Below are 19,763 nucleotides of genomic sequence, written 5' to 3'. Positions count from 1 at the left end.
CTGTCTCCTATCTTTGTTATTGAAAACTTGGCCGCCGGGCCTGATCCCTTGTTATTGTCCGGCGTCCGGTCTTTCTTGGAAAACGTTTAACATCGTAACCAAAAAAATCTGCTCACCTTCGAACCTCACTCGCGTTCGAAGATGGTGCGGGTAAAGCGGATGCTGTCGCTGTTGACGTGGTGCAGGCGGTAGTACTCGTCCCACTTGGCCGGGCTTGAGGTGAAGCCATTGGTGGCCGGGTCAAGCGCCTGCAGGTAGTCGCCGAACTTGAAGTAGATGTTTCGCTTGTCGCCCTTGATGCGGGTGGCCGCGGTGCGGATGCTGCCGTTGGCGGCGGTCTTCGCGCTCGCGGTGGCCACGCCATTGTCGAAGCGGATGTCGAGGTCGAAGCTTTCGCCGGAGCGGATCGTGCCGAGCGCGGTCGGAGCGTCTACGCCGTCGGTGCCGAGGATCTTCACCACGATGTCGAACACGCCGTTATTGTCCTTGCCGTCGAGGAGGCCGCGGTCTTCGGTGTCCTGCACGTAGACCTTGAGGATGGTCTCCAGGCCGTCGACGTGGTACTGCGCGACGATGGTCTTCGCACCGTTCGACAGCGTCGGCGTGATGGTGGCCGCGAAGTGTTCGTGGGTCTGTTCGATCGGTCGGCGGTTGTTCTTGCCGATCTTGAGCTCATTGCGGTAGCCGTGGCCATTGGCGGTGGCGAACTTCGAGCCGAGGGCGCTGAAGGTGAGGCTGCCGTCGTACGGCGAGGACCAGGGCGCATTGCCTTCCAGTTCAAAGACGCTTTCCAGCGTTTTCTGTGGGGTGAAGCCGTCGGCCAGCGCGTGGCCGGACGCTGCCAGCAGGCCCGCGCACAGCAGGGACAGGCCGCAGGATCGCGGAAGCAGGTTCATTGAAACTCCTTGATGTTGGTCTGTTGTGGGGTGTGCGCGGCGGCCGCGTCGTGCGGCTTGACCAGGGTGGCGGGGCCGCCCAGCCAAAGCGAGACGAAGACCAGCGGCACCAGTAGCGCGGCCAGGATGAAGAACGGCGTGTAGTTGCCGCCGGCGGTCAGCACCGGCACCAGCTGCATGCACACGATCGTGCCCAGCACCGCCGAGGTGCCGCTGAAGCCTGCCAGCGTGCCGACCGTCTTCCCGGAGAAGAAGTCGCTCGGCAGCGTCTGGATATTGCTGATCGCGGCCTGGAAGCCGAACAGCAGCGCGCCGATCGACAGGACCGCCAGCAGCGGCGTGTCGGCGGCGGCGCTGAACAGGGCGGCGGCAAACATCACCACCAGGCCCATGCCAATGACCGTCTTGCGCGCCTTGTTGACAGTCCATCCGCGCTGCAGCAGGCGGCCGCACAGCCAGCCGCCGAGCACCGCGCCGATGCCGGCGCCGACGTAGGGCACCCAGGCGAAGATGCCGATCTGCTTGACGTCGAAGTGGAATTTCTCGTTCAGGTACAGCGGCAGCCAGGCCACGAACAGCCACCAGATCGGATCGATGAAGAAGCGCGCCGCGATCACGCCCCAGCTCTGGCGGTGGCCGAGCAGCTGGCGGGTGGTCGGCACGTATTCCGGCTGCGCGGCCGCAGCGGCAGGGCGTTGGCCGTCGAGGATGTAGGCGCGTTCCTCGGCGCCGATCCACGGGTGGCTGTCCGGGCCGGCGCGGTAGACGATCAGCCAGGGCAGGATCCACACCAGGCCCAGTGCGCCGATGATGATGAAGGTGTTCTTCCAGCCCAGGAAGGCGTAGAGAAAAGCGACCAGCGGCGGCGCGATGATCGAACCCATCGAGGCGCCCGCGCCGAAGATTCCTTGCCCCAGCGCGCGCTCGCGCACCGGGAACCATTCGGCGATGGCCTTGGTGGCGCCCGGCCAGTTGCCGGCTTCGCCCACGCCCAGCAGCGCGCGGAACAGGCTGAACGACATCACCGAGCGCGCGGCGAAATGCAACCCGATGGCGGCCGACCACACCACAATCGACAGCAGGAAGCCGATGCGGGTGCCGAGCGCGTCGAACAGCTTGCCGAACAGTGACTGCCCGACCGCGTAGCCGATCAGGAAGATGGTGATGATATCGGCATAGTCGCTCTTGCTCATACCCAGTTCGTCCGCGATCGCCGGCCACATGACCGCCAGCGCCGAACGGTCGATGTAGTTGATGATCGTGGCGGCGGCTACCAGCGCGATGACCAGCCAGCGCAGCCCCTTCATTGTTTTCATGCCGTTGTCTCCAGATGTTTTCTTATTGTTGGCGGCGTCAGTGGATGGTGGGCCGCCGTTCGCCGCCAGGTAGAAGGCTCGCCATCGCTCCGAGTATCGCCCCCGGCATCCGCGCCAGTTCCCTGCGGTCGGGCAGGCCGTCGCAGTCGCCGCGGAACTGCAGCACGCGCGCCCCGATGGCATTGCCGCGCGCCGCCGCGCCATCCAGCGGCAGGCCTTCCAGCAGCGCGCTGATGACGCCCACCGCGAAGCCGTCGCCGGCTCCCACGGTGTCAATCACTTCGCTCACCACATGTCCCGGCGCCACGCCACTGGACAGCGCGTTGGCGAAATAGGCGCCCTGCGGTCCCAGCTTGACCACCACCTGGCGCGCACCGCGTGCCAGGTAGAACTCGGCGATGTCGGCGGCGTGAGCGTAGCCGGTCAGCAGCCGGCCTTCGGCCAGGCCGGGCATCACAACGTCGGACAGGCCGGCCAGCGCGTTGACGGTGTCGATCATGTCGGCCTGCGTGCGCCACAGGCGCGGGCGCAGGTTGGGATCGAAGCTGACCAGGCGACCGGCGGCGCGGGCCTGTTCGGCGAGCTGGAAGGCGAGCTCGCGGCAGCCGGCCGACAGTGCCGGCGCGATGCCGGTCAGGTGCAGCAGGCGCGCCTCCGCTACCGGCACGTCATGGCCGTCGGATGGCGTCATGTGGCTGGCGGCCGAGCCGCGCCGGAAGTACTCGATCTCCGGATCCGCGCCATCGCCGGCCATCGCCTTGAACATGAAGCCGGTCGGATTGGATGGATCCGTCCGGACGTAGCCAAGGTCGAGGCCCTGGGCGGCCATGAAGGCGCGCAGGCCGTGGCCCAGGCTGTCGTCGCCGAGGCGACTGACGTAGGCGACGCGGTAGCCCAGCCGGCTCAGGCCGACCGCGACATTCAGCTCCGCGCCGGCGGTGGCGCGCTGGAATTCCCCGACGCCCGCCAGCGGCCCGGCCTGGCGGGCGATCAGCAGGGCCATCGCTTCGCCCATGGTGACGACATCCGGATTGCGCATCGTGCCCTCCCTAGAAACGCATGCTGGTGACCAGCGTTGCGTCCTGGCTGGCCGGCAGCGACAGGCGCAGCACCATGCCGCGTTCTTCGCGCGGGCCCTGGTCGACGTGGCCCGGCGGCCCGGCCGCAATCACGACGCCCGGTTCGATCACCGCTTTCGCCCCCGGCGTCTGGACCTCGACCTTGAGCGAAGAAGGCTTGCCGGCGATGACGAAGCTGCGCTGCGAGACCTGGCTGATCGCGGTGTCGCCGTGCAGCTGCGCGGTCAGGACCACGGGTTTGGATGCGCGCATGCGGTCGGTGGTGGTCCAGCCATTGTGCGCGAAGGTGAAGCGGCGCTCCAGGCGTTCCACGCCCAGCTCCGGACGATAGGCGCCCGCCAGCTCGGCCACGATCTCGGCCTGGTTGCGGCCCAGTTTCGCGCTCGTGATGCGGATCGTGTCCAGCCGTGCGTAGGGGTAGTCGCGGAAGGCGTCGTGGCCGCCGCCCTCGTTGGCCTGGCCCTGGCCGTCGATCAGCACGGTGTTGCTCAATTTGCTGCTCGGGATGCCGGCGTAGCCCATCGGGCCGGTCAGGTAGCTGCCGCCGCCGTACAGCATGAAGCTGCCGGCGTCCGGGTGCGAGTGGCCCATTTCGAGGTGCCAGTCCGGCATCGTCGACAGGATCTGGGCGACGTGATGACCTTCCGGCGGCCCGGCGCGGAAGGCGAAGGCGGTCGCTTTCGGCGTCCAGTTGCTGCGCCAGTAGACGGTGCCGAGGTCGTCGAAGTGGTGGTAGGGCTCGATCGCCGCCATCGGCTTGGCCGGCACGGCCGCGTCGAACCACTGCAGGCTCCAGTAGTCTTCCTCGCAGGCGTGGCCGAGCGACGCCATCCAGGCCGCAACGCCTTGCGCCTCGGGATTGCGGAAGCGCGCGGCCAGGCGGTAGAGCAGGTTGTAGTTGGAGTGCAGCTTGCCGTTCGGGTGCGTGCGCGCCGGTTCCTCGCCGACGCGCGAACGGGTGATCGGGCCTTCGAACACGTCGCCGAAGTCGAACACGTCCTGGCCGTTGGGCGTGATCGAGTGCGCGATGTAGAGGTGGGCCTTGCGCAGGCTGGGCTGGTCGTACATGTCGTCGCCGGCCGCGTGGGCGAAGGCGTCGAGCGCGTGGATAATCCACGGCATCGAGAAGATCCAGTATTCGACGCCTTCGTAGAAGTAGCCGTCCGGCGATGCGACGTCGAGCACGCGGGTGAAGATGGCGCGCGCCAGCGCCGACCACTGCGCCGCTTCCGGCGTGTCGTCCCACAGCGCGTACGATGCGACGGCGAGGCCGGCGATCGGGATGAAACAGTGGTTCTGGCTGTACGAGTAGGACTTGCCCGGCGCCGGCTTGAAGTGCGCGAACAGGATGCGCGCCTGGCGCACCAGCTTGTCGCGGTAGCGGGCGCGCTCCTCGGCCGACAGCACTTCGTACAGCAGGTCGTAGGCGAAGCCCAGGCCGTACAGCAGGTGGCCTGCGGCCAGGTCGACGTCAGGTTTGCTGTAGGTGTAGCCCCACACCTGGTAGCTCACGGCGGCGTCCATGTAGCGCTTGGCCGCTTCGAGATAACGCGTATCGCCTTCGACCTTGTAGGCGAGGGCAGCGCCAACGATTCCGATTGCGACCGTGTTCTGCGCGCGGCGCTTCTGGGCCGGCGCCGGCGGCGGATCCTCGCGTAGCGCGACCAGGCGGCCAAGTGCCCTGGTCCACAGTTCGCGGTGGCTGCCGCGGGCGCGCCGGCGCAGTTGCTCCAGGCCGTCATTGGTGAAGAACACGCGCGGGTGTACGCCCCGCAGCTCGGCGCGCATGGCCGCCGGGTGCGCCTGCATGATGGTCTCCAGCGGGTGCGGACCGCCGGTCGCCTTGCCGATCATGGTGCCCAGCGCCTCGCGCGCGTCCTGCGCCAGCGCCTGGCGCGTGGCCAGCACCGGGCCGCTAAGGGCTGCGGCGCCGAGGAAGCGGCGCCTGCCGAAGGTATGCGTCATCCTGCTCTCCCGACAAATCTCAGTAAAGGCCGAGGCCACCGTTGACCTGGATGATTTCGCCGGCCAGGAAGGCGGCGCGCGCGGAGGCCAGGAACACCACCACGTCGGCCACGTCTTCAGGCTGGCCTTCGCGGCGCGCGGGGGTGCGCTCGGCGATGGCCTGGCGGTTGGCCGGGGTGTTGAAGGTGTCGTGGAAGCGGGTGGCGATCAGGCCCGGCGCGACGCCGTTGACGCGGATGCCGAGCGGGCCGACTTCCTTGGCCAGCGCGCGCGTGAAGGTCGCGACGGCCGCCTTGGAGGACGCGTAGTGCGCCGACCCCGGGCCGCCGCCATCGAAGGCGGCCAGCGAGGACATGGTGACGATCACGCCGCTCTTGCGCGCTTCCATGCGCTTGAGCGCGGCCTGGCAGATCAGGAAGGTACTGGTGAGGTTGAGGTTCATGGCCTCGTTCCACAGCGAGAGCGGCATGTCGACCACGCGGCAGCGCTGGATCAGGCCACCGATGTTGGCGAACAGGGTGTCGATCTCCCCGATCGCGCCTTCGGCTTCGGCGTACACGCGTTCGGCGATGGCGCCGTCGGTGACGTCGGCCTTGATGGCGTGGGCGCTGCGGCCCATCGCGCGGACCTGGGTGACCACTTCCAGCGCCTCATCGGCGCTGCTGAAGTAGGTCAGCACCACGTCCGCGCCAGCCTTTGCCAGCGCCAGCGAAGTCGCCTTGCCGATGCCCGATGCTCCGCCCATCACGAGGGCACGTTTTCCTGCTAATTCCATGTTTTGTCGCTTTCTTCTCTGGTGAGTGGTTATGGTTTGGGTGGCGCCGCGGTGGACGCGCGGATGATCAGTTCGGGCGCGAACAGCTCGTCCTGCGGGGCCGAGGCCGGGGCCAGGATGCGCTGGACCGCGGCGTCGGCCATCGCCTGGATCGGCTGGCGCAGGGTGGTCAGCGGCGGGTCGTGGGCGCCGGCGAAGAAGATGTCGTCGATGCCGGTCAGCGACAGGTCGTCCGGGATGCGCATGCCCAGCTGCTTCAGGCCGATGCCGATTCCGATCGCCATCATGTCGTTGATCGCGATCGCGGCGGTGGGCTTGCCGGGCGCCGACAGGATGCGGGCGGCGGCGGCGCAGCCCATCTCGAACAGCTGGGTGTCGCCGTGCGGATCGGCCGGGGCGTCGGCGGCGTCGACGATCACCAGTTCGCCGGTGATGCCGGCGCGCGCGACGGCCTGCTCGAAGCCGCGGATGCGGTCCTGGCGGTTCAGCGTGTGCGGAGGCGGGGTGACCAGCGCGATCGAACGGTGGCCCAGCGCCGCGAGGTGCTCGACCGCCATCGCGGCTGCGGCTGCGTTGTCCATCGAGATCGTGATGATGCGTTCGTGGCTGGCGTCGGTGCGGCGAATGTCGAAGGCCACCACCGGGCAGCGTGCCGTCATCGCGACCAGGTGATCGGTGTCGTTGAGGGCGGAGCCAGTGATGATGCCCTTCACGCCGTAGGCCATCAGGTCGGCCATCACGGCGCGTTCGCGCGCCGGGTCGCGGAAGGTACTGAAGGTCATCACGTGGCAGTTGTGGCGCGCCGCGGCGGCTTCCACCGCGCAGGCCAGCGCGCCGAAGAACTGGTTGGCGAGCGAGGGCACCAGCAGGCCGACCATCGAGGCGACGCCGGTCTTGAGCTGGCGCGCGGCGTTGTTCGGCCGGTAGCCGAGCTGCTCGATCGCGTCCTGGATCTTGCGCTGGGTCTCGGGCCGCATCTGCTGCATGCGGTTGTTGAGGAAGTTGGAGACGCTGGAGGGCGATACGCCGGCCAGCCTGGCAACGTCCTGGATTTTTGGTTCGCTCATCTGATTATCTGTAACGATCCAGTAAAACGATTTACTGTAACGATTTAGAAGATTAGCGGAATGGTGCGAAAAGTCAACAACTTGTTTGTATCACCGCATACTCAAGCAATGTCGTCTTTGCGGAGGGGGGCCATACGCGGCTTGTGCGGCCGCACATTTAGCCGCGATCCGCGAAGTGCAGCATGGGTCCTTCGCGGGGACGACGTTTTTTTGGGGAGAATTTACTGGAGGGGGTAGAGCAACGCCGACAGCTGCCCCGGATAGTGCTGCAGCAGCCGGCGCGCCTTTTCAGCGAACAGCGGATCCTTCGTGCGCCGCGACCTTCTGCTTCGACAGCGCCAGCGTCGCCGGATCATAAGTGTAGAACTGCAACGGCGCCGCGGCCTGCGCCGCCAGGCATAGGCCGAAGCCCGCAGCCAGCAGGGCCGATCGCAGCAGCGCCGCCAAGCTTGTTTTCTCGTTCAAGACTGTCTCCCTTATCTTTTTTATGGATCGCCTTGCCGTGAACGCGGTCAGTCCGGGTACTTCGGCCCGTTGATCAGGAACTGGCCACCCTGGTGCTTGAGCGTGATGTCCTCGTTGCTCGCGTAATCGACCGGGCCTTGCAGCGGTTCCGGGAACCGGGCCGAGCTGTCCTTCGGCGCGTAGCCGAGGAAGCGCGCCTGGCGGTTGTCCCACCACAGGCCCGGATTGTCCGACACACCGAAGGCGATGGTGTGGCCGACGCAGGGCACCACCAGCGAGCGATGCAGCAGCTGGACCAGGTCGTCGAGGCTCAGCCAGGTGTTGGCCTGGCGATGCGTGGTCGGCTCCGGGAAGCAGTAGCCGATGCGCAGGCACACGGTCTCGATGCCGAAACGGTCCCAGTAGAAGCGCGACAAGGCTTCGCCCCAGACTTTCGACAGGCCATAGTAGCCGTCCGCGCGCACCGGCATCGAGGCGTCGAGCTGGGTGGTGGTCGGGTACATGCCGATGGTGTGGTTGGAGCTGGCGAACACCACGCGCTTGATGCCAAGCTTGTGCACGGCCTCGTACAGGTTCACGGTGCCGAGGATGTTGGCGTTCATGATCGGCTCGAACGGCTGTTCGGTCGAGACGCCGCCGAAATGCAGGATGGCGTCCACGCCTTCGCACATCTTGAAGACGTCCTCGCGCTTGGCGAGATCGGCGATCACGATTTCCTCGCCCTCGCGGGCCGGGCCGAAATCGACGGCGTCGCTCAGGCGCACGATGTCGGCGAACTGGTGGAGGTGGTCGCGCAGGCGGCGGCCAAGGTTGCCGGCGGCGCCGGTGAACAGAATGCGTTTAAACGGTTTGGTCATCAGTGCTCAACTCAAAAAACAAACTACGGTGTTTCCTCTTTCTGTTCCGGCCCGCCAGCGCGCGGCTAGCCGACAAACGGCGTTTCAGGCACGCCGCGTACGCCGGGGCGAAGCAGGAACACGCCCCCGGCGAGTGAATCTGCCGGCGCATCGCCGGGGCGGATCGACGTCACCAGCAGCCATTCCAGGCCCGGCCCGCCAAAGCTGCACATGGACGGCTTGGCCACCGGCAGGGCGATCTCCCGATCCAGTTTTCCTTCGGGCGTAAAGCGCAGCAGCACCGCGCCGTCGTTCCCGGCGACCCAGTAGCAGCCATCGCTGTCGACCGCGGCGCCGTCCGGGCGGCCCTGCCAGCCGCGCATGTCAGCGAACACGCGCTGATCGTGCGGGGTGCCGCTGTCGATGTCGTAATCGAAGGCCCACACGGTGCGGCTGTTCGGGTGCGAGTCCGACAGGTACATGGTGCGGCCGTCCGGCGACCACGCTAGTCCGTTCTGCGTCAGGAGCTTCGAGACGAGCGGCGCGGAGAGGCCGTGCGCGGCGTCGTAGCGGTACAGCTCACCGATGGCGCGCGCGGCGCCCATGTCCATGAACATGGTGCCGCTCCAGAAGCGTCCCTGGCGGTCGCAGCGGCCGTCGTTGAAGCGCATGCCGGGGCCGAGCGAGGCCGGTGCGGCAAGGCGTTCCGCCGCCACGCTTCCATCCATTTTCAACTCAAGGTTGAAGATGCCGGTTTCCATGCCGGCGATCCAGCCGCCGCCGGCGCGCGGCGCCAGGCAGGCCACCATCTCCGGCGTGTCCCAGTGGCGCAGGGCGCCGCTGGAGCCATCCAGGCGCCACACGCGACGCGCCGGGATGTCGGACCAGTACCAGGCATTGTCGGCGGCATTCCACAGCGGCGATTCGCCGACCGTGCAGCTGACGCCGCCGACGTGTTGGACATCAAGCATTGGCCAGCTCCGGCTGCAGGTGCACTTCCGCTTTCGCCGGCACCAGCAGCTTGATCACGCTCCACGCCGCCAGGTAGGCCAGGCCGCAGATGGCGAACATGATCATATAGCCGGTCTCGAGGTGGCCTTGCGCGCCGTAGTAGTCGAACAGGGCGCCGCCCAGCTTGGTCACCAGCACGCCGCCGATGCCGCCGGCCATGCCGCCGATGCCGACCACCGAGGCCACGCAGTTTTTCGGAAACAGGTCCGACGGGATCGTGAAGATGTTGGCCGAGAAGGCCTGGTGGGCCGAGGCGCCGATGCCGATCAGGATCACCGGGACCCAGTAGCCGAAGGCGCCCAGCGGCTGCGCCAGCAGGACCACCAGCGGGAAGAAGGAAATAAACAGCATCGCCTTCATGCGGGCCTTGAACGGGGCGTCGCCTTTGCGCATGAAGCGCGCCGGCAGCCAGCCGCCGCCGATACTGCCGACCATGGTCATGCTGTACACCACCGCCAGCGGCAGCGCCAGCGCGGTGCTTTCGACGTGGTAGGAGCTCGACAGGTATTTGGGCAGCCAGAACAGGAAGAACCACCAGATGCCGTCGGTGAGGAATTTACCGAGCGCGAAGGCCCAGGTCTGGCGGTAGCGCAGCAGCGACAGCCAGCTGCCTTTGCGCGCCGGGACGGCGCTGTCAGGCTCGGCGCCGGAGTCGGACAGGATGTAGTCCAGTTCGGCCTTGGACAGGCGGCTCTGGCGCGAAGGCTCTTCGAAGAACAGCCACCACACCACTACCCACAGGAAGCCGATCGCGCCGATCCAGGTGAACGCGGCTTCCCAGCCCCACACGGAAGCGATCAGCGGCACCGACAGCGGGGCGAGGATGGCGCCGATATTGGCGCCGGAATTGAAGATACCGGTCGCGAACGAGCGCTCGGACTTCGGGAAGTATTCGGCGGTGGCGCGCAGCGCGGCCGGGAAGTTGCCCGCCTCGCCGATCGCCAGGATGGCGCGCGCGATGATGAAGCCGGCGATCGATGCGGGAACGGCGGCGAAGCCGAGCACACCGGTCAGGCTGTTGAAGGCCTGGCCCAGCGGGATCGCGAACGAGTGCGCGATCGCGCCCAGCGACCAGACCACGATGGCGATGGTGTAGGCACGCTTGGTGCCGAGCCAGTCCACCACGCGTCCGGCGAACAGCAGCGCCACCGCATACACGAACTGGAATGCGCCCGCGATGTCCGCGTAGTCGCTGTTGGTCCAGCCGAACTCGCGCGACAGGGACGGGGCCAGCAGGCTCAGGACCTGGCGGTCGAGGTAGTTGACGGTGGTTGCGAAGAACAGCAGGGCACAGATGGTCCACCTGTAATTGCCAATGGCGGTGCGGTTCATGGTCAGTGTGTATGTAGGTTGTTGAAACTGACGAAAGGCGATGCGGGGCCGGCGTCTCCTCCGGCCCCGTATCACCGCGGCTTAGCCGGCCTGGAGCTCGCCGTTGACGATGCGCGCGATCCCCAGCGGGTTAGCGTCGCGCAGCGCTTCGGGCAGCAGGTCCTGCGGCACGTCCTGGTAGCAGACCGGGCGCAGGAAGCGCTCGATCGCGGTCGCGCCCACCGAAGTGGTGCGGCTGTCCGAGGTGGCCGGGAACGGGCCGCCGTGGACCATCGCGTGCGACACTTCGACGCCGGTCGGGTAGCCGTTGAACAGGATGCGGCCGGCCTTGCGTTCCAGCGTCGGCAGCAGCTTGGCGGCCAGGTCGGCGTCGGCGGCGACGGCGTGCACGGTCGCGGTCAGCTGGCCTTCCAGGTGATCGGCCACCGCCTTCATTTCGGCGATGTCGCGGCAGCGGATGATCAGCGAGCTCGGGCCGAACACTTCGTCTTCCAGGGCCGGATCGGCCAGGAAGGTGGCGGCGCTGCACTCGTACAGGGCGGCCTGCGCGGCGCAGCCGGTGCCTTCGGCGCTGCCGACGGCGACTTCGGTGACGCCGTCGATGCCGGCGCGGCGCGCCACGCCATCACGGTAGGCCTTGTGAATGCCGGCGGTCAGCATGGTGCCGGCGCCCTTGGGCTGCAGCGCGGCGGCGGCGGCGGCGCGGAACGCGTCCAGGTCGGCGCCTTCCAGCGCGAGGACCAGGCCCGGGTTGGTGCAGAACTGGCCGACGCCCAGGGTCAGCGAATCGACGAAGCCCTGCGCCAGCTTGGCGGCGTTGCCCGCCAGCGCGCCCGGCAGCATGAAGACCGGGTTAATGCTGCTCATTTCGGCGTAGACCGGGATCGGTTCCTTGCGTGCGGCAGCCGTGTGCATCAGGGCGACGCCGCCCTGGCGCGAGCCGGTGAAGCCGACCGCCTTGATGGCCGGGTGGCCGACCAGCTTCTGGCCGACCAGGCGGCCTTCGCCGATGATCATCGAGAACACGCCTTCCGGCAGGCCGCAGGCTGCGACCGCGGCCTGCACGGCCTTGCCGACCAGCTCGGCGGTGCCGAGGTGGGCGCCGTGGGCCTTGACCACGACCGGGCAGCCGGCAGCCAGCGCCGACGCGGTGTCGCCGCCGGCGACCGAGAAGGCCAGCGGGAAGTTACTGGCGCCGAACACGGCGACCGGGCCCAGCGGGATCTTGCGCAGGCGCAGGTCGGCGCGCGGCGGGGTGCGCTCGGGCAGGGCCGAGTCCAGCGTCGCTTGCAGCCACAGGCCGTCGCGGACTACCTTGGCGAACAGGCGCAGCTGGTTAACGGTGCGCATGCGCTCGCCTTCCAGGCGGGCCTGCGGCAGGCCGGATTCGGCGCAGGCGCGCTCGATCAGGGCCGGGCCCAGGGCCAGGATGTTTTCGCCGATGGTTTCGAGAAAGCGCGCGCGCTGTTCGAGGCTGGTGGCACGGTAGGCGTCGAAGGCTTGCTCGGCCAGGGTGCAGGCCTGCAGCACGTCGGCTTCGGTGGCCAGGCCGAACGCGGGTTCGATCTCGGCCGCCTTGGCCGGATCGAAGGCGCGCACGCTGCCGGCGCTGCCGCGCACGGCGCGCTGGCCGATGATCATTTCTCCGTTGATGCTTACGTTCATTTGAACTCCTGTTACTTGCTCTGTGCGAGGATCAGTTTGTGCAGCATGTCGCATTCTTCCTCGGTCAGGTCGGTCAGCGGTGCGCGCACCGGACCGGCGTCATGGCCGACCAGCTTGGCGCCGGCCTTGACGATGCTGACTGCGTAACCTGCCTTGCGGTTGCGGATCTTCAGGTACGGCAGGAAGAACTGGTCGATGAGGCGGTTGGTGGTGGCGTGGTCGTCAGCTGCGATCGCGTGGTAGAAGTCCATCGCCATCTGCGGCATGAAGTTGAACACCGCCGACGAGTATACAGGCACGCCGAGCGCCTTGTACGCGGCAGCGTAGACTTCCGCGGTCGGCAGGCCGCCGAGGTAGCTGAAACGGTCGCCCATCTTGCGCCAGATCGAGACCATCAGTTCGATGTCGCCGATGCCGTCCTTGAAGCCGATCAGGTTCGGGCAACGGTCGGCCAGGATCGCCAGCGAGTCGGCGGTCAGGCGGCAGGCGCCGCGGTTGTACACGACCACGCCGAACTTGACCGATTTGCAGACTTCTTCCACGTGGGCGATCAGGCCGTCCTGGCTGGCTTCGGTCAGGTAGTGCGGCAGCAGCAGGATGCCGTGGGCCCCGAGGCGCTCGGCTTCTTGTGCGAAGGCGATCGCGCTGCGGGTCGGGCCGCCGGCGCCGGCCAGGATCGGTACCTTGCCGCGGCAGGTGTCGACCGCGGTCTTGATGATGTCGGAGTATTCGCCGTGAGTCAGCGAGAAGAATTCACCGGTGCCGCCGGCGGCGAACAGGGCGCTGGCGCCGTACGGAGCCAGCCATTCCAGGCGCTCGATGTAGGTGTCGCGGCGGAAGTCGCCTTGGGCGTCAAAGTCGGTGATCGGGAAGGACAGCAGGCCAGAGGACAGGATCTGTTTCAGGTCTTGCGGTTGCATGCGAGGGCTCCAGGTGAGTGAGTTCGAGGTAAGTTGTCGGTCATCGTACAACCGTCCGCGCGAATAGGCAAGAAAAATCTCGCCTGTGGTTTATTCGCCGTGCGATTCCAGTTTCTGCTGGGCTTCGCGCAGGCGTTCGCGGCTGTTGGACAGGTGGGTGCGCATGGCGGCGCGGGCCGCTTCCGGGTCGCGCCGCAGCACGGCTTTATAGATGTCTTCGTGCTCGCGGTTGACCCGTTCCAGGTAGTCGGACGGGGTGCCCTGGTCGAGGCCGGGCGTGTTGACCCGGGCGCGCGGGATGATGGCGTTGCCGAGCTGGCCCAGCAGGTCGACAAAATAGGGGTTGCCGGTGGACTGGGCGATCAGCTGATGGAAGCGGACGTCGGCTTCGACCGAGGTGCGGCCCTGGGCCAGCGCGCGCTGCATTTCGCCCAGCGCCTCGCCCATCTGCGCGACCTGGTCTTCGGAGCGGCGCTGGGCGGCGAGCCAGGCGGCCTCAGTCTCCATGCTGATGCGCAGCTCGAGGATGGCGAGCACGTCGCGCACCGTGATGATGCTGTCGGCGCCGATGCCCAGGGCGCCCTGGGGCGGGCGTTCCAGCACGAAGGTGCCGATGCCGTGTCGGGTTTCGACCATGCCCCCGGCCTGCAGCTGGGAGATCGCTTCGCGCACCACCGTGCGGCTGACTCCGAATTGCTCCATGATGGCCGATTCGGTCGGCAGCTTGTCGCCCGGCTTGAGCTGGTCCTCGCGGATGCGGCGTCCGATCGCCTCGACCAGGCCCTGGGCCAGGTTGCGCGGCTTCTTGCGGGCGGCGAGGGCGGTGCTGGTCGAACTCATGGGCGGAAGGTCCTGCAACAATAGATAAGCTGTCATTATAACCCCGTGGACGTCGTTGTCGTACAACCTCATGCGACAGCGGGCGAAGTTTCGAGTATACTGAAAAACTGTTATAAGATGTCGTACAACTAGCAAGCGCGCAAGGAAAAACATGACTCAGCAACAGGCAGCGGTGCCACGCTACATCCGCATGAATGACCACGACAACGTCGCGATCGTGGTCAATGACAACGGCCTGCCGGCCGGAACCGTATTCCCGGACGGGCTGGTGCTCAAGCGCGCCGTGCCCCAGGGCCACAAGGTCGCGCTGAGCGACATTCCGAAGGGCGCGCAAGTGCTGCGCTACAACGTGAGCATCGGCCAGGCGCTGGACGACATCGCGCGCGGCGACTGGATCGAGGAATCGATGCTGGGCCTGCCGCCGGCCCGTTCGCTCGACAACCTGCCCAAGCCTAACCCGCCGGCCGCGTTGCCGCCGCTGGAGGGCTACACCTTCGAAGGCTTCCGCAACCCGGACGGCTCGGTCGGCACCCGCAACCTGCTGGCGATCAGCACCACGGTGCAGTGCGTGTCGGGCGTGGTCGACTTCGCGGTCAAGCGCATCAAGGAAGAATTGCTGCCGAAGTACCCGAACGTCGATGGCGTGGTGGCGCTCGAACATATATATGGCTGCGGCGTGGCGATCGAAGCGCCGGGCGCCGAGATCCCGATCCGCACGCTGCGTAATATCGCCAGGAACCCGAACTTCGGCGGCCGCGCGATGGTGGTCAGCCTGGGCTGCGAGAAACTGCAGCCGCAGCGCCTGTTCCCGCAGGGCAGCATCCAGATCAAGGGCGCGGAAGGCCCGGACCTGGTGTGCCTGCAGGACAGCGCCCACGTCGGCTTCGGCTCGATGATCGACTCGATCATGCGCACCGCCGAGAAGCACCTCATTGAGCTGAACAAGCGCCAGCGCGAGACCTGCCCGGCGTCAGACCTGGTGGTCGGCGTGCAGTGCGGCGGCAGCGACGCCTTCTCGGGCGTGACCGCCAACCCGGCCGTGGGCTTTGCCAGCGACCTGATCGTGCGTGCCGGCGGCGCCGTGATGTTCTCGGAAGTCACCGAAGTGCGCGACGGCATCGACCAGCTGGTCTCGCGCGCCGCCGACGAGGAAGTGGCGCAGGCCATGATCCGCGAGATGGCCTGGTACGACGAATACCTCAAGCGCGGCGGCGTCGACCGCAGCGCCAACACCACGCCCGGCAACAAGAAGGGCGGCCTGGCCAACATCACCGAAAAAGCGATGGGCTCGATCATCAAGTCCGGCGCGAGCCCGATCTCTGGCGTGCTGTCGCCGGGCGAGAAGCTGGCCAAGAAGGGCCTGATCTACGCCGCCACGCCGGCCAGCGATTTCATCTGTGGCACGCTGCAATTGGCCGCCGGCATGAACGTGCACGTGTTCACCACTGGCCGCGGCACCCCCTATGGCCTGGCCGCGGTGCCCGTCGTCAAGGTCGCGACCCGCGACGACCTGGCGCGCCGCTGGCACGACCTGATGGACATCAACGCCGGCACCATCGCGACCGGTGAATCGACCATCGCCGATGTCGGCTGGGAACTGTTCAAGTTCATCCTCGACGTGGCCAGCGGGCGCAAGCAGACCTGGGCGGAGCAATGGAAACTGTACAACGCCTTGGCGCTGTTTAACCCGGCCCCGGTGACCTGATCGACCGTCTTTAACAAAAATGCCGCCCCCACACACAGCTGTTTCGGGGCGGCATTTTCATTTCTTGATCTCTCTGCTTTCCTGTAGGACTCATCCGACAAATTGCTGAGTAGTTTTTACCTTTATTTACACAGTGCTGGGTCACTGTGTGCGCTATTTAACCGAAGTAGCTGTCCAGCGAGCCTAGCCTTATCAGGCGGACACAGCAATGTCACCGTCACCGGGACGTTCGCACGACGCGACGTCGCGGCGCTCATCAATAAGGAGCGGACTGTGAAACTTCCAGGCAGACTCACCGTCACGGCCCTGCTGAGCGCAGGTTTAGCCACCTCGGCCGGCGCAGGGACGCTGACCTTCCAAGGAGTAACTTTCACCTCCAGCGTTTCCGGCAATATCCTGACGATCGAAATCGATGCGGTGCATCCCACAGGGGACTGGGTAACCGCGACCACGATTGGCGCTCTCCAAATCAAGGACATCGGCAACTTCGACGCGGTCAGCCTGACGGCGGCACCGGGCGCCGCGATCGGATGGACACTGTCGCCGCATGAGCTGAATGCCAACGGTTGCGAAGGCGGCGCCCATTCGAAGCAAAGCGTCTGTTACTACGGGACGCATGTCGTGCTGACCGACAAGATGATTTTCCAGTACGCCTTTACCGGCGCCAACACGAACTTCACGTCGCCTGACCTCAAAGTCAACTTCTTCGTTGGCGATAACACGAGCAAGATCGGGAGCCTGCTGTCGATGACCCTTCCCGCGGTGCCTGAGCCACACACCTATGCCATGTTGTTCGGTGGCCTGGCCGTGCTGGGCGCCCTGGCACGCCGTCGTCGCAACAACTTCTGAATCTGGTGGCTCACCGCATGACAAGCCGGTCTCCTGGCCGGCTTTTCGTCTCGCTACATCTGCTTCTCCACGCGGGGGCACCACATCATTCCGCGCCGGCTTCGGTTCAAGCCGACCAGAAGAAGCACAAGGCGTACAGCAGGGCGCCAACGGCGGTCAGCACCGCGGCCGTGCGCACCGTATGCAGCTGGGTCCACAGCAGCAGGCCGGTAATCGACAGCAGGATCAGGCTGCCCGCGACGGTGTCGGCGAACAGCACCCAGAAGGCGTTCACGCCGACCGACTGGTGCAGCCGGATCATGGCGCCGACCGGCGTCGCCTCGACCAGGTCGAGTTTGACGAAGCGGTTGCCGACGAAGTATTCGGCATTGACCGCGCCTTGCGGTCGATTCAGGTTGATGGTCCAGCGTTCCGGCTGCCAGACCTCGCGGCCGTCCCAGCTCACCGGTCCCGCGCGCTGCACCTTGGTGACGGCGGGCGCCACCGGCGCGAACTTCAATTCGCCCTGCAGCCAGGCCTGCAGCTCGGCTGGCGCCGCAAACGCGCGCTGCGGCAGCGGCAGCTGCACCGTGTGCTGCACCGCCTTCTCGACCGGAAGCTTGAGAACCGCGCGGTGGTTCATCATGATGCCGGTCGCGCCGAACAGCAGGCCGAGCACGGCGCCCCACAGGCCGACGTACAGGTGGATCCTGCGCAGCCAGGTCAGGAACACGGCGCGCCGGCTGCGGCGCCGCTGCGGATGGATGGCCGCGGCGATTGGCGGAGGGTGCATCTGCATCGTCAGAAGTCGTAGCGTGCGCTCAGCTGGATTGCGCGCGGTGCGCCCGGCGTGTTCAGGTTGGGCGAGCTGCCGTGGCCAGACGCGATGTAGCGGCGGTCGAACAGGTTCGTCACGTTCAGCTGGAACTCGGCGCGCGCGATCGCGTACGACAGCATCGCGTCCACGGTGGTGTAGGCCGGCAGCAGCACGGTGTTGCCCGGGTTGGCGAAACGGTCGCTCACGTAGTTCGCGCCGGCGCCAGCGCGCAGGCCATGTCCCAGCGACTTGGTGACCCACAGGTTGGCCGAGTGGCGCGGCGTGATGGTCGCGCGCTTGCCCTGGATCGGGACGCCCTTGATCACATTGTCGCTGTTGTCCAGCGCCGGCGACGAGGTGATGCGCGCGTTGAGGAAGGAGTAGCCGCCCCACACGCGCCAGCCGTGCGCGAGGTCGCCCGCCAGGGTCAGTTCAAGGCCGTCGGTGCGCTGCACGCCGATCGGGACCAACTGGTTGGTGGTGGGATCGGTGGCTTTGATATTGGTGCGCTCCAGGCGGAACAGCGAGCCGGTGGCCGTCACCGCGCCGCCGAACAGGTCGAATTTGCCGCCGACTTCCTCGTTGGTGGTCTTCTCCGGCGCGATCTGGGCATTGCTGGTGGCGAGCGGGAAGGCTTCGCCGGACGGCTGGAACGATTTGCTGAACGAGGCGTACCAGGACTGCTCCTGGGTCGGCTGGTAGACCAGGCCGACGCGCGGGCTGGCGCCGGTATCGGTGCGCGCCAGGTTGGGCTGGCCCGGGCGGCGCTCCTCGGTGCGCTGCTCGAAGCGGTCGTAGCGCACGCCGGCCAGCGCCTTCCACTCGTCGGACAGCGCGACCAGGTCCTGCACGTACACGCTTTCCGTTTTCATGATGCCCAGGTTGTCGGTCGAGGGCGCCGCGGTCACGACTTTGGACAGCACCGGCAGCACCGGGTTGAACAGGCCGACCGTCGCGACGTTGTTCTGGGTGCGGTTGACCTGGTCCTTGTCCTGCTTGCCGATTTCGACGCCGTACAGGATCTGGTGCATGGTGCCGCCCAGCCAGGCCTTTTGCGTGAGTTCGGTCTGGTTGAAGTAGCCGTCTTCCTTGCGCTTCAGATTGGTGTGGTTCAGCGACGCCGTCCGCGCCGCTTCGTTCACCGAACCGACCAGGGTGTTGTTGCGGTCGAGCGTGTAGTCGTAGTGGCGGAAGGCGTTGCGCAGCGAGAGCTTGTCGCTGAAGCGGTGCTGCAGCGTGAAGCCGAGCGCCGTCATGTCGGCCTGCGAGTAGTCGGCGTCGCGCGCGTTGGCCGCGCCGTAGTAGGTGGAGGCGGGCACGTCGACCGGGCGGCCATGGTAGGACGGGATGCCGAAGTCGGTGACGCGGCGGTCGGACAGGTGTTCGGCCTGCAGCAGCAGGGTGGTGGCGGCGCCCAGCTTGAACTGCACCGACGGCGCAAAGGCCTGGCGGTCGAGGAATTGCTGGCTGCGGTAGCCGTCGGCGCGTTCCACTGCGCCGGTGACGCGGAAGGCGATGCCATGCTCGCTGTCGTCGCGCGCCAGGTCGGCTTCGGCGCGGCGCTGCTTGTGGCTGCCCAGCTGCAGCGTCAGTTCCGATTTGTCGATGCCAGGCTTCTTGCTGATGCGGTTGACCAGGCCACCCGAGGAGCCACGCCCGTACAGCACCGAAGCCGGTCCCTTGAGCACTTCGATGCGCTCGATATTGGACAGGTCGCGGAAGTAGAGCGCGTCGTCGCGCAGGCCGTCGATGAACTGGTCGGCGATCGCCGTGAAGCCGCGCAAGGTGACCTGGTCGCGCTGGCCGTCGCCGTTCGACAGGCCGACGCCCGGCACCGACTTCAGCGCCGCTTCCATCGACAGGGCGCCCTGGTCGCGCAGCAGCTCCAGGGGAATCACGTTGACGGTTTGCGGGATGTCGCGCAGCGGCGCGTCGATCTTGGTGGCGCTGGTCGCGGAGTCGGGGTTGTAGCCGGCGTTGCCGCTGCGGGCGCCATTGACGGTGACCACGGTCAGCGGGGCCTCGTCATCCGGCGACGGCGCCGCCATTGCGCCCGACATCTGTTGTACCGCGATCGCCGCCAGCACGGCCAGGTGGGTTTTCTTCATGTGTGATCCCTTGTTCTTAAATGCGAATTATTCTCATTCGTATTATTGCACGATGATCCACGGATACACAAGCGTATTGATGGGCCAAAAAGAAAAACGCCCGGTGGAGTGCACCGGGCGTTGTCGGGGAAGGGCGGG

Annotated in this window: 17 protein-coding genes; 2 read left to right on the top strand and 15 right to left on the bottom strand. The window is 66.7% G+C overall.

Going from position 1 to position 19,763, the window contains the following annotated elements:
• Nucleotides 1-125: 125 nt before the first annotated feature.
• The 13 genes from NX778_RS06815 to NX778_RS06755 all read right to left on the bottom strand — a co-directional run bounded on the left by NX778_RS06815 (nucleotide 126) and on the right by NX778_RS06755 (nucleotide 14,167).
• Nucleotides 126-896 (bottom strand): polysaccharide lyase family 7 protein, encoded by a 771-nt coding sequence (locus NX778_RS06815; protein ID WP_258810915.1) that lies wholly within the window; start codon nucleotides 894-896, stop codon nucleotides 126-128.
• Nucleotides 893-2,212 (bottom strand): MFS transporter, encoded by a 1,320-nt coding sequence (locus NX778_RS06810; RefSeq protein WP_258810914.1) that lies wholly within the window; start codon nucleotides 2,210-2,212, stop codon nucleotides 893-895. Before NX778_RS06810 ends, NX778_RS06815 begins: the two co-directional genes overlap by 4 nt.
• A 37-nt stretch (nucleotides 2,213-2,249) precedes the next feature.
• Complete coding sequence (locus tag NX778_RS06805; RefSeq protein WP_258810913.1) at nucleotides 2,250-3,251, bottom strand: sugar kinase; 1,002 nt, start codon at nucleotides 3,249-3,251, stop codon at nucleotides 2,250-2,252.
• Between the two features lie 10 nt (nucleotides 3,252-3,261).
• On the bottom strand, nucleotides 3,262-5,256 hold the full coding sequence (locus NX778_RS06800; RefSeq protein WP_258810912.1) for a DUF4962 domain-containing protein: 1,995 nt from the start codon (nucleotides 5,254-5,256) through the stop codon (nucleotides 3,262-3,264).
• A gap of 19 nt (nucleotides 5,257-5,275) precedes the next feature.
• Nucleotides 5,276-6,031: an SDR family NAD(P)-dependent oxidoreductase gene (locus NX778_RS06795; protein ID WP_258810911.1), complete on the bottom strand. Its 756-nt coding sequence runs from the start codon at nucleotides 6,029-6,031 to the stop codon at nucleotides 5,276-5,278.
• A 29-nt stretch (nucleotides 6,032-6,060) separates the two neighbouring features.
• Nucleotides 6,061-7,098 (bottom strand): LacI family DNA-binding transcriptional regulator, encoded by a 1,038-nt coding sequence (locus NX778_RS06790; RefSeq protein WP_258810910.1) that lies wholly within the window; start codon nucleotides 7,096-7,098, stop codon nucleotides 6,061-6,063.
• 288 nt (nucleotides 7,099-7,386) lie between these two features.
• The gene (locus NX778_RS06785; RefSeq protein WP_258810909.1) at nucleotides 7,387-7,563 is read right to left on the bottom strand and encodes a hypothetical protein; all 177 of its coding nucleotides are present in this window, start codon (nucleotides 7,561-7,563) and stop codon (nucleotides 7,387-7,389) included.
• A 47-nt stretch (nucleotides 7,564-7,610) separates the two neighbouring features.
• Nucleotides 7,611-8,420, bottom strand: a complete 810-nt coding sequence (locus NX778_RS06780; protein ID WP_258810908.1) for an NAD-dependent epimerase/dehydratase family protein — start codon at nucleotides 8,418-8,420, stop codon at nucleotides 7,611-7,613.
• A 65-nt stretch (nucleotides 8,421-8,485) separates the two neighbouring features.
• Nucleotides 8,486-9,370, bottom strand: a complete 885-nt coding sequence (locus tag NX778_RS06775) for an SMP-30/gluconolactonase/LRE family protein (protein WP_258810907.1) — start codon at nucleotides 9,368-9,370, stop codon at nucleotides 8,486-8,488.
• A complete protein-coding gene (locus NX778_RS06770) occupies nucleotides 9,363-10,742 on the bottom strand; it encodes an MFS transporter (protein WP_258810906.1) in 1,380 nt (459 codons plus the stop codon). Before NX778_RS06770 ends, NX778_RS06775 begins: the two co-directional genes overlap by 8 nt.
• An 81-nt stretch (nucleotides 10,743-10,823) precedes the next feature.
• Complete coding sequence (locus NX778_RS06765) at nucleotides 10,824-12,407, bottom strand: aldehyde dehydrogenase (NADP(+)) (RefSeq protein ID WP_258810905.1); 1,584 nt, start codon at nucleotides 12,405-12,407, stop codon at nucleotides 10,824-10,826.
• Between the two features lie 11 nt (nucleotides 12,408-12,418).
• Nucleotides 12,419-13,327, bottom strand: a complete 909-nt coding sequence (gene kdgD / locus NX778_RS06760; RefSeq protein WP_258810904.1) for a 5-dehydro-4-deoxyglucarate dehydratase — start codon at nucleotides 13,325-13,327, stop codon at nucleotides 12,419-12,421.
• A gap of 90 nt (nucleotides 13,328-13,417) precedes the next feature.
• On the bottom strand, nucleotides 13,418-14,167 hold the full coding sequence (locus NX778_RS06755; RefSeq protein WP_258810903.1) for a FadR/GntR family transcriptional regulator: 750 nt from the start codon (nucleotides 14,165-14,167) through the stop codon (nucleotides 13,418-13,420).
• A gap of 151 nt (nucleotides 14,168-14,318) precedes the next feature.
• On the opposite strand from NX778_RS06755, the gene garD reads away from it, so the two are divergent.
• Nucleotides 14,319-15,872: a galactarate dehydratase gene (garD, locus tag NX778_RS06750; RefSeq protein ID WP_258810902.1), complete on the top strand. Its 1,554-nt coding sequence runs from the start codon at nucleotides 14,319-14,321 to the stop codon at nucleotides 15,870-15,872.
• A gap of 273 nt (nucleotides 15,873-16,145) precedes the next feature.
• Nucleotides 16,146-16,721: a PEP-CTERM sorting domain-containing protein gene (locus tag NX778_RS06745; protein ID WP_258810901.1), complete on the top strand. Its 576-nt coding sequence runs from the start codon at nucleotides 16,146-16,148 to the stop codon at nucleotides 16,719-16,721.
• 106 nt (nucleotides 16,722-16,827) lie between these two features.
• Here NX778_RS06745 and NX778_RS06740 read toward each other — a convergent pair whose 3' ends face one another.
• Nucleotides 16,828-17,493 carry a PepSY-associated TM helix domain-containing protein gene (locus tag NX778_RS06740; protein WP_258810900.1) on the bottom strand — a complete coding sequence of 222 codons (666 nt, stop codon included), beginning with the start codon at nucleotides 17,491-17,493 and terminating at the stop codon, nucleotides 16,828-16,830.
• Between the two features lie 8 nt (nucleotides 17,494-17,501).
• A complete protein-coding gene (locus NX778_RS06735) occupies nucleotides 17,502-19,625 on the bottom strand; it encodes a TonB-dependent receptor (RefSeq protein WP_258810899.1) in 2,124 nt (707 codons plus the stop codon).
• Between the last annotated feature and the right edge of the window lie 138 nt (nucleotides 19,626-19,763).

Origin of the sequence: Massilia terrae (genome assembly GCF_024753145.1) — a bacterium.
GTDB lineage: Bacteria > Pseudomonadota > Gammaproteobacteria > Burkholderiales > Burkholderiaceae_D > Telluria > Telluria terrae.
This window is presented reverse-complemented; position numbering and strand designations above follow the sequence as displayed.